General features: G+C 41.5%; 6 protein-coding genes and 1 pseudogene. 6 read left to right on the plus strand and 1 reads right to left on the minus strand.

Annotation, left to right across the window (positions count from 1 at the left end):
* Positions 1-91: 91 nt before the first annotated feature.
* Positions 92-841: pseudogene (locus DFP77_RS18960) on the minus strand (IS5 family transposase); the annotation flags it as partial.
* A 212-nt stretch (positions 842-1,053) separates the two neighbouring features.
* Between DFP77_RS18960 and DFP77_RS18965 the strand changes: the two are divergent.
* The 6 genes from DFP77_RS18965 to DFP77_RS18990 all read left to right on the plus strand — a co-directional run bounded on the left by DFP77_RS18965 (position 1,054) and on the right by DFP77_RS18990 (position 8,117).
* Entirely contained in the window at positions 1,054-2,013 is a 960-nt protein-coding gene (locus DFP77_RS18965; RefSeq protein ID WP_258861230.1) for a LysR family transcriptional regulator, read from the plus strand.
* Positions 2,014-2,336: 323 nt separating this feature from the next.
* Positions 2,337-3,350 (plus strand): TRAP transporter substrate-binding protein, encoded by a 1,014-nt coding sequence (locus DFP77_RS18970; RefSeq protein ID WP_114413750.1) that lies wholly within the window; start codon positions 2,337-2,339, stop codon positions 3,348-3,350.
* Positions 3,351-3,456: 106 nt separating this feature from the next.
* Positions 3,457-4,014 carry a TRAP transporter small permease gene (locus DFP77_RS18975; protein ID WP_114413751.1) on the plus strand — a complete coding sequence of 186 codons (558 nt, stop codon included), beginning with the start codon at positions 3,457-3,459 and terminating at the stop codon, positions 4,012-4,014.
* On the plus strand, positions 4,011-5,276 hold the full coding sequence (locus DFP77_RS18980) for a TRAP transporter large permease (RefSeq protein ID WP_114413752.1): 1,266 nt from the start codon (positions 4,011-4,013) through the stop codon (positions 5,274-5,276). The genes DFP77_RS18975 and DFP77_RS18980 overlap by 4 nt, the downstream gene beginning before the upstream one ends.
* 65 nt (positions 5,277-5,341) lie before the next feature.
* The gene (locus DFP77_RS18985) at positions 5,342-6,508 is read left to right on the plus strand and encodes an iron-containing alcohol dehydrogenase (RefSeq protein ID WP_114413753.1); all 1,167 of its coding nucleotides are present in this window, start codon (positions 5,342-5,344) and stop codon (positions 6,506-6,508) included.
* A gap of 31 nt (positions 6,509-6,539) precedes the next feature.
* Positions 6,540-8,117, plus strand: coding sequence for an aldehyde dehydrogenase (NADP(+)) (locus DFP77_RS18990; protein ID WP_114413754.1), 1,578 nt, complete (start codon positions 6,540-6,542; stop codon positions 8,115-8,117).
* Positions 8,118-8,528: the final 411 nt, after the last annotated feature.

The following is an 8,528-nucleotide window of genomic DNA, read 5'->3' on the forward strand; positions in this document are numbered from 1 at the left end:
CGGTATCGGCGAAGGAAAGCTGATTCATGTCATTCGGTCTTGAGGTAATGGTCAGATCGGCATTGTCTCATATTGGGGACTTAATCGCAGTTTCCTTAAGTGTGTCTTCCTGTTTTTGGGTGAGCGTTAATCCTTGCCGCTTTACTTGCCGATCAATATCTCGCAGGACTCGCCCTAAGAAGCCTTTGACTTGCTTAATCGCTTTTTTCATCCGTTTGTATTGTTTGGCGTGACCATAACGTCCAATTTTAGGCATTAACTCATGACAGGCTTTGTCGTAGGTTTGTCTTAGCGTGATATTTTGTTCTTTGGCTACCTGAATGAGCTGCTGTCGAGCCTTGTTGTAGAGCTTGGCATCGGTTGGGAAGGTGATGTTTTTTTCTTGTACCGTGGTGTCTACCACGACTCGTTTTAGGCTCGCTGGTTTGATGACTTTTAGTTTCAATCCTGCTTGTATCGTCTGGGTAAGCAGCCATTCGCAGCCTTCTTCTCCTAGCCGTTTTCGCCATTTTACAAGACTGGTTGGATGACACGGGAAGTTGTGTTGGAAAAAGGTTTCGCCGCAAAAATATTGGTAATAAGGCGATTCAAGCCATTGCTCCAGCACCATCTCATCAGACAAATTATGCAAGTGCTGCAAATACAGCAATCCAGCCATAAGACGAGTCGGCAGAGCCGCTGCGCCAACCGTCGCAAAGTGCACCCCCAATTCGTTATCCAACAAATTCCAATCAATGATCTTAGCCAGTCGAACTAAAGGATGATTGGGGTTAATGATGTCTACGAGCTGAGGTTGGAATAAATCCTTTTGCGGCATGGTCTTTGTCTGACGAGGCTTCATAAAACTCACCCATTCTGCAACTTTTTAGGTCTAAAGGCATATTTATCGTAAGATTTAGGTATTAACTATCTTATAAAAACGCATTAGATTCAATAGGTTGAGAGATTTTCAGGGACGACTATCTATTTGATCTAAAACAATGTCTCTAAAAATGCATGATTTCGATATAAAATATGTGTTTCAACATAGCATAAACTCATTAAATAGGACGTATGATGGTTCCTTCCCTGCAATCGATGATTTCCCGTTTACGTTTTAAGCATCTACAGCTGATAGTTGCTATAGAAGATTATGGCTCTCTGCATAAGGCTGCATTATCGGTTTCTATCTCTCAGCCAGGCGCAACTAAGCTTTTAAATGAAGTAGAAACATCGATTGGCTTCAAGCTTTTCGATCGCACATCTAAGGGGATGACCCCAAACGAAATCGGAAGCTGTGTCACACGATACGCCAGGATGATCTTTAACGATCTGTCTCATATGAGGGAAGAAATGATTGGGATAGCAGAGGGAGCTGGTGGGCATTTATCTGTCGGTTGTATTATGGGGACTGTGCCTATTTTAACTCGAGCGATCTATGAGTTACGTCGTGATCAGCCTGACCTAACAGTTGAAATCTTCGAGAACAATAGTGCTAATTTACTGCACAAGATTGAGCAAGGGCGTATTGATTTTGCTGTCTGTCGTGTCAGTAGAGGGCAAAACATTTTGCCGTACGATAGCATTGCTTTGAGTGAAGAGCCGCTTGCAATTGTTTCCAATGTTGATCATCCGTTACTGCAAAATAAGACGACTTCATTAGAAGATTTAGTAGACCATCCTTGGGTGCTGTATACCTCTAACACACCAATGCGTCAGTCAATCGAATATGAAATGCAAAAGCTGGGACTAGAAATAGTGAAGCATCCAGTAGAATCGTCGTCAGCCTTTTCAACCATTATGCTACTTCAGCACGATGTTAATTTGTTAGCTGTGCTTCCCCATGATGTGGCTGAGTTCTTTATCAGTAAAGGGCTTATAGCATTGATTGATGTGAAGGTGACCTCGCTGATGAGTAAAATAGGCATCGTGAAAAGAAAGGACACATCATTGACGCCTACCGCGCACCTATTGATTTCTAAATTGTTTGTGGGTGCAGGGATAACTTACGATCAAGCAGAGTGGCAACGATAACCATTTATTATAACTCTACTGCCGAATTACAATTTGGGTTGACTGCATCATGCCACTCAGCTCACTTTTAAGCCCCTTCTACATTCTCAACTCTGCCGCTATTTCTTGACATGGCTCCGCTATGAGGGAGCCTCGTTCGTTTGCTCATAAATACAACATCAGTTACGGGTGATAACTGATGGTTATCACCCAATTCTGAATCTTCATTACTAAAAAAAAAGGGAGTATGTAAGATTGGACTTAAGAGAATAAGAGACGAAATACTTTATGGTTTCTTATTAACTTCATGAAAACATAATATTTTAATAATAAAAGAGGCAAATATGTTTAAAAATATAATTAACTCTATTCTTGTACCTTCCGTTTTAGGTGTTTGTATTTCGTCAGGTGTTTATGCTGCCGATTTCAACATAAAGATATCCCATTCTTCCCCTGCAACAAATGACCGGTTAGAAAAATCATTAGCTACTTTCAAAGAAAATGTGGAACGTAGAACTGATGGTGCTATATCTATTTCTACATATCCGGCGAGCCAACTTGGTGGAGAGCGAGAGCAGCTCGAAGGCGTTCAGTTTGGTTCTATCGAGATGGCAGTTTTAGCAGGTCCGATTCCAAATATTTATCCAGAAGCAATGGTGTTTGATCTACCATATCTTTTTAAAAACCGAGATGTGGCCTACAAAGTAATGGATGGAGAGTTCGGCGACAAAATTTTAGACGGAATGCTTGAAAAAACGGGAATTCGAGGTCTAGCTTGGGGAGAAAATGGTTTCCGACATTTTGTTAATGACTTGCGTCCAATTAAAACTCCAGAAGATCTAAAAGGGCTGAAAATTAGAACAATGGAGAACCAAGCACACATTGCAATGGTTAATGAACTTGAAGCATCTGCCACACCTATGGCATTCAGTGAGCTTTACTCATCATTGCAGCAAGGTGTGATTGACGGCATGGAGAACCCAATCTCACTTATTGAAAGTATGCGTTTTTATGAAGTTCAAAAGCACTTGACGCTAGATGGTCATGTTTATGGACCGTTTACTTTTATCGTGAATAACAGATTCTTCGAGCGTCTACCGGAAGATTATCAGCAGGTCATTATTGAAGAATCAAAAAACTGGAGCGATGTTCAGCGACAGTTAAATATTCAACAAGAAGATAAAGGGATAGAGGTCCTAAAAGAGAAAGGAATGCAGGTTGAGTACCTTTCTGATGAAGTGAAAGGTGACTTCCGAGAAGCAACTAAATCTGTATACGATACTTTTAGAGACCAGCTAGGTGAAAAACTTATCGATGAGTTAATGGATGCAGTCGCGGCGGCTGAGTCTGATAATTAATTTATAAAGCTTGGAAATTATCTAGTGATTTTCTTAAATCAGACCCACATATTTTGTGGATCTGATATTTAAAGATTTTGTATCTTTGAGCTTTAGAGGTTCTTTTATGTTTCTTCATAAAAAAATAGAAAAAATCGATGCCGTGATTACTTTCATTGAAGAGTGGCTCGTTTACATTCTAATGTCGGGGATGCTTTTGGTTGTGTTCTTTGGTGTTGTGAATAGGTCCTTCTTTAATATTTCGATTCCTTGGTCTGAAGAAGTTGCAAGATATCTTATGATCTGGTGTGTCTTTGTTGGAGCAAGCTTAGGCGTTAAACGATCAGTTCATATATCAGTCGACGCTTTAGTGATTATTCTTCCAAGTAAGGTTAAGCGAATATTTGAAATATTAAGCTATGCTGTCTGCTTTATTTTTTGTTCTTGGTTTTTCTACATTGGGGCTGAGTTTATCGGACGAATGATGACTATGGGGCAACTATCACCGGCTTTAAGGATGCCTATGTATATCGCATATGCAGCGGTTCCCTGCGGTTTCGCTCTCATGTCAATGAGATACCTTATCAAAGCGGTTTATTTCTTTTTCGAGGTACGTGAAGTCTCCGCTGAAACTGCATGTCGAAAAGAAGACGCATACGTATTGAACGAGGAGAGTGCAAGATGACATCTGCGATGTTTTTAACTATGGCGCTAATGGTCGCGATTAATATTCCTTTAGCTCTATGTATAGCGTTTTCTTGTATTGTCGCTTTTGTTTTTTTTGCCGACCTTCCTGCATTTGTAACCGTTCAACGAATGTTTACAGGAATAGACTCATTTCCTTTGATGTCTATCCCCTTCTTTCTATTGGCAGGGAAGATAATGGAGAAAGGAGGAGTATCCGTTCGCCTAGTGAACCTTGGGGCAAGTATTGTGGGCTCGACACCAGGTGGGCTAGCAATTATTGCGCTTTTGGCAAGCATGTTTTTCGCTTCTATCTCAGGTTCTGCACCAGCAACTGTTGTAGCTATTGGTAGTATAATGGTTCCTGCGATGATAAAGGCAGGTTATGACAAAGGTTTCTCCGTTGCGCTTATGGCTGTTGGCGGCACAATCGGGATTATTATCCCACCCAGCATACCATTTGTTGTTTACGGTATATCTGCCAATGTCAGTATAGGTGATCTTTTTATCGCTGGTATTGTGCCTGGATTGATTGTTGGTTTTTCACTGATAATTTATTCGTACTATTACTCTAAATCCCGTGGCTTTAGAGGAAGTGAGCCGACTAGTTTTGCTAACTTTATATCTTGCCTTAAAAAATCCGTTCTTGGGTTAGCAATGCCATTTATAATATTGGGAGGAATATATAGTGGTGTTTTCACTCCAACGGAATCAGGAGCCATAGCATGTGTATATGGGTTAATTATTTCGGTCTTTGTGTACAAAGAGCTTAAGTTTTCTGATTTAAAAGAAGTGTTTGTGTCTTCTGGTCTGACCTCTTCTATGGTTTTGTTGATTATTGGTGCTGCCAATATAATGGGGTGGGTGTTAACGACAGAGCAGTTTCCACAACAAGTTTCAAATTGGATTTCTAGTATTGGTGCAGAAAAGATTTGGCTGCTTCTAGCCATAAACCTAGTGCTTCTTTTAATTGGTACTTTTCTAGAGTTGAATGCTGCAATCATTCTACTTGTTCCGATATTTTTACCAATTCTTATCAACGAAGATGTAAACCTAATTCATTTTGGCATCATTATGATTACTAACCTTGCAATTGGGCTTCTTACCCCTCCGCTTGGTGTAAACCTATTTGTTGCTAAAAGTCTGAGTGATACTTCATTTTCGCTTGTTGTAAGAAAAGTATTTCCATTGCTTTTAGTAATGATTGTTGACCTGCTCTTATTCACTTTCCTTCCAGACATATCACTGTTTTTTATTAGTTAATAAATAACCTATTTAATTTCATGATTTTTAACTAGGGGGTATTTTTGCCCCCTCAAGGGGATGCTATGCAAAATTTTAACTTCTTTTTTCCTACTACACTAAAATCTGGTTATGGATTGGCAAAACAGGCGGGTGAATTATTAAAGCCTTTTGTTAAAGAAAAATTGTTAGTTGTCACTGATAAAGGCCTATTAGACTCTGGAACGCTAAATGGATTTTTTGAGTCATTGGATGTCGCTGGTTTGAAATACGATCTTTATCAAGACGTGCAGCCAAACCCTTCTAGCACGGTGATTGACGATGCAGTGGCGTTTTTAAAGAGCTCTAATTGTGATGCGATAATAGGTATCGGTGGTGGTAGTAGTATCGACGCTGCAAAAGCGGTTGCTGCAATGGCGACTAACCCTGGTAGTATTTTAGATTATGAAGGTTTTGATAAACTAATTAATGATCCAATGCCATTATTTGCAATACCAACGACTTCAGGAACGGGAAGCGAGTGTACTGCATCAACTGTCGTAACGAACCCAGAAAATCACTTTAAAACGGCCATTATTAGCCCGCGTTTGTTTCCTAAAATTGCGATTCTAGACGCAGAGCTAACAATGAAACTGCCTCCAGCGATCACTGCATCAACAGGTATGGATGCACTTACGCATGCAATTGAATCCTATGTCTCTAAAATGGCTAACCCTATTAGTCGTGCTTTAGCCATTGAAGCCATTAAAATGATTTCTCAAAACATTACGAAATCCTACTTTGTAGGATCCGATGTGTCAGCTCGTGAAAATATGTTGGTAGCTTCATTTTTAGCTGGCGTTGCATTTTCCCTTTCTAAGTTAGGTAACGTACATGCTATCTCGCATACATTTGGCGGCATTTTTAATATCCCTCACGGAGTGGCCAATGCCGCACTTTTGCCTTACGTCCTAAAGTTCAATATGCCTGCATGCCCTGGTTTGTTCAAAGAAATCGCAGTCGCTATGGGGGAAAACGTAGACGGGCTGGATGACCATAGCGCAGGTTGCAAAGCAATCGACGCTGTTGTTCGTTTAAACACCGCGATGGATGTACCTGCAAATGTTAAGGAGCTGGGCGTTGAACTAGGTAAGCTACCTCAAATGGTTCAAGACTCAATGCGAAGCGGGAATGTGCTTATTAATCCACGTTTAACTAAAGCTTCGGATATAGAGCAAATTATTACTGATGCCTACCACGGAAATCTTGGCTAATACTTTTAATCGATGATCATTTGGAGTTTACATGTTTTTAACTGGTGAAATGTTGATTGGGCAGCAAAGTGTTACTGGTAGCTCAGCGCCGATTAGTGCCATAAACCCAGCAACGGGAGAACGATTAGAACCTGTATATTTGGGTGGAAGTGAGGCTGAAGTAGAGCGCGCTGCAACGCTTGCATGGCAAGCATTTGATGCCTTTCGGGAAACGACTCTCTCACAGCGTGCGGAGTTTCTAAATGCGATAGCAATTGAAATTGAAGCACTAGGAGATGTGTTGGTAGAGCGTATCATAGCTGAAACAGGTCTTCCCAGAGCTCGTGTTGAAGGAGAACGGGCTAGAACTTGTATGCAGCTACGCTTATTTGCAGAAGTGGTGAGTCGAGGAGATTGGCTAGACGTCCGTGTTGAGCCCGCTTTGCCTGATAGACAGCCACTTCCGCGTTTAGACATGCGCCTACGTCAAATTCCTTTAGGGCCTGTAGCGGTTTTTGGAGCGAGCAACTTTCCTTTAGCATTTTCTGTAGCGGGAGGGGATACGGCTTCAGCTCTTGCTTCTGGATGTCCCGTCATTGTTAAGGCTCATTCTTCTCATCCCGGTACCTCTGAGCTTGTTGGTCGCGCTGTGCAGAAAGCCGCAGCACAATGCTCTATGCCAGAAGGGGTATTTTCTGTGCTCTTCGGATCTGGTCGCGAAGTGGGAGCAAAATTAGTTGCCCACAAGTTTATCAAAGCGGTTGGCTTTACTGGCTCCTTTAGTGGCGGCACAGCATTGATGAATATTGCACAGGCCCGAAAAGAGCCAATTCCGGTGTATGCAGAAATGAGCTCAAGCAATCCTGTTTTTCTATTGCAGGGAGCTTTAAGTACTCGATCTGCAGCTTTGGCGGAAACATTTGTGACAACTTTAAATAATTGTGCTGGTCAGTTTTGTACCAGTCCAGGGCTTTTGATCGCCGAAAAAGGCGCTTTATTGTCTAGTTTTGTTGAATCTGCATCGGCTTTTATGAACGAATCTTCTACAAATACGATGTTAACGCCAGGTATTTATGAAGCGTATGAAAAGGGTTTATCATTACTGAATGATAACCCAAATGTACGCAGGCTTGCCCAAGCGAAAGAATCGGATTTACCTAACCAGTGTCGTGGTTCGCTTTTTAGTGTAGGCGCAAAAGATTTCATTCAAGACGAATCTTTGCACGAAGAGGTATTCGGTTCGGCGGCCATCATTGTAGAATGTGACAACTTTGAAGAGATGGTTTTAGTTGCCGAAAGTTTAGAGGGACAACTGACTGCAACTATTCAGGCAGATGAATCTGATTTAGGTGTAGCGAAACATCTTATGCCTACGCTAGAGCGTAAAGCGGGTAGGCTATTGGTTAATGGCTGGCCGCCAGGGCTTGAGGTTAATCATGCTACTGTGCATGGTGGACCTTTCCCTGCTACCTCTGATAGCCGAACTACTTCTGTTGGAAGTGCAGCGATTACGCGCTTCTTGCGACCTGTTTGTTATCAGTCTGTACCGGATATGCTGTTACCTGATGCATTGCAGCAAAGTAACCCACTAATGCTTAAACGACTCTATAATGGTGATTGGGAAGTTTAACGTATAGCCGTCGCATCATATCGTGAAAACACTGAACTGTAAGAGTTTGAACTGACTCTTATAGTTCAGTCTTCTTAAAATCAGGCAAGAAACAACGTAAGCATGCTTCGAATATTTAGATATGCTGCAGTCCTATTTAGTGAAGCCCATTGGAACGGAACCGCTAGCTCTACCAAAACAAGCTGAACGCGCGAAATCTTGAAAATGCATCAACGCATAAGGAGAAGCAGTTGTACTTTGGCTTTTAGAAAACCATATAGATGTTGATGCAATACGATTTTTGTTACAAAGCTTCACAATCGAACTAGCTAATTAGGGAAACTGCGATTAAGTCCCCAATATGAGACAATGCCGATCTGACCATTACCTCAAGACCGAATGACATGAATCAGCTTTCCTTCGCCGATACCG

Origin of the sequence: Marinomonas foliarum, from assembly GCF_003337275.1 — a bacterium.
Classification (GTDB): domain Bacteria; phylum Pseudomonadota; class Gammaproteobacteria; order Pseudomonadales; family Marinomonadaceae; genus Marinomonas; species Marinomonas foliarum.